A 1865-nucleotide genomic window follows, 5' to 3' on the forward strand; every position below is an offset into this window, starting at 1 on the left:
CCTCGATCGTCGAGCCGTTGAGCTATCTGGTCGCGGCGGGCCGGCTCTCGGATTGGGAGCGCCAGGTCGAGCCGATCACCCGGTTCGTGGCGGGCGGTCTCATCCCGCGAGGCGAGGCCGGCCGGCAGGCTGCGCGGGGCCGACGGCGAAGATGACCGTCATGAGGCTTCGTCGATCTGTGTCCGTCGCGACGGCCGCGCTGCTGGTGTCGGCGTTCGCACCGGTCGCGGCATGGGGGAGCGGCACGGGCGGCGAGCCGAAGTACCGCGCGACGTCGTTCAACCTGGCCGTGGAGACCGAGGACTACTCCAACGTCCTTGAGCGGCAGAGCCTGTACCTCCAGCCGGGCTACCAGCTCCAGCTGCGGGAGATCGGCCTGCGAAACGGGCTCGCCGCTACCAACATCGAGCTGCACGACCCGCAGCGCGAGTTCGTGTCCGACCTGTGCTGGCACGGCAACGACGCGTGTGCAGGTGACACCCGGCTCTACGACTGGCAGACCAGCGGCTACGGAATCGTGACGCCGTTCGTCTTCACCGCCCGCAACGGCGCGCAGCTGTCGGGCCACGTGTGGGCGACCCGCAGCGGGCCGGCGAAGCGGCCGGGCATCGTCATCACCGACGGCTCGGTGCAGGCCGACGAGCAGCTCTACTGGTACGCCGCGCAGGCGCTGGCCAAGGACGGCTACGTCGTCATGACCTTCGACCCGCAGGGCCAGGGTCAGTCCGACACCGCCGGGCAGGGCAAGGACATCCTCGAGGGCGTCCCGGCGCAGACCGACGGCAGACCGTTCTACGACGGCACCGAGGACGCGCTCGACTTCTTCCTGTCCACGCCGCAGCACCCGTACGAGCCCGTGCCGTCGTGCAACAGCGGCACCAGCCACGCGGCGTACCAGAACGAGCGCGTCAAGGCCGGCTTCGATGCCGCGTACAACCCGTTCTGGGCCATCCTCGACCGCAACGAGATCGGCCTCGCCGGCCACTCGTACGGCGCCGGCGCGGTCTCCTACATCGGGCAGTGGGACAAACGGGTCAAGGCGATCGTCGCCTGGGACAACCTTGGCGCCCCCGCGCCGGCCGGCCGCGAGAAGGGCTGCGTGGACCAGGCGGACCGCCGGGCGGTGCCGATCCGGGTGCCGGCGCTGGGCATGTCCGCCGACTACTTCCTGCCGCCGACGCCGCACACCGAGCTGCCGGCGTACGACTCCAAGGACACCGAGTCGCTGAGCTACTCCAAGCACCACGTCGACACCGGCGAGATCGTCGTGCGCGGCGGGAGCCACCTGGACTTCTCGTTCATCCCGAACCCGGCATTCGGCGCCTCGCTGTACGGGCCTGACATGATCGCCTGGTACACCGACGCCTGGTTCGACTACTACGTCAAGGGTGAGAAGTCGGCGTACTCACGGCTGGTCACGACCCGTTGGCAGCACGATCCGGTCGAGGCCGCCATCGACGCCTTCCACGACCCGAACATGTTCAGCTTCTACTACCGCTCGCGGCTGGACATCGCCAAGCCCGACGGCGGCCGCTTCGACTGCGAGGAGCTGCGTCGCGGCTGCCCGGGGATGACCAGCCATGACGGCTACAAAGGCGTCTGGTCGTATGTGAAGGTCGACACGACCAAGGACGGGCCGGCGACCCACCGGGTCCCGAAGGGTCAGGGGCTGTACTTGCCCGACGCCGGCTGAGCGCCGCCGAGCATCCGCATCGCGAGGTCTGAGATGGCGTCGGCGTGGTGCGCGAGCTCGCCGCCTCGGCCGGCCAGCACCTCGGTCATCGCGAACCGGTTGATGCCTCCCGCGAACATCGCGAGCACGAGATCCGACGTCGGGTCGGTCCGACCTTCCTCGCGGCAGGCCA

General features: G+C 69.5%; 2 protein-coding genes. One reads left to right on the forward strand and one right to left on the reverse strand.

Annotation, left to right across the window (positions count from 1 at the left end):
* Nucleotides 1-160 precede the first annotated feature (160 nt).
* On the forward strand, nt 161-1693 hold the full coding sequence (locus tag VG899_15265; GenBank protein ID HWA67719.1) for a hypothetical protein: 1533 nt from the start codon (nt 161-163) through the stop codon (nt 1691-1693).
* On the opposite strand, the gene VG899_15270 is transcribed toward VG899_15265, so the two are convergent.
* Nucleotides 1663-1865, reverse strand: a 203-nt coding sequence (locus tag VG899_15270; protein HWA67720.1) for a hypothetical protein, incomplete at its 5' end; no start/stop codon positions are given. The genes VG899_15265 and VG899_15270 overlap by 31 nt on opposite strands.

The sequence above is a fragment of the Mycobacteriales bacterium genome, assembly GCA_035550055.1.
Taxonomy (GTDB): Bacteria; Actinomycetota; Actinomycetes; order JAFAQI01; family JAFAQI01; genus DASZTV01.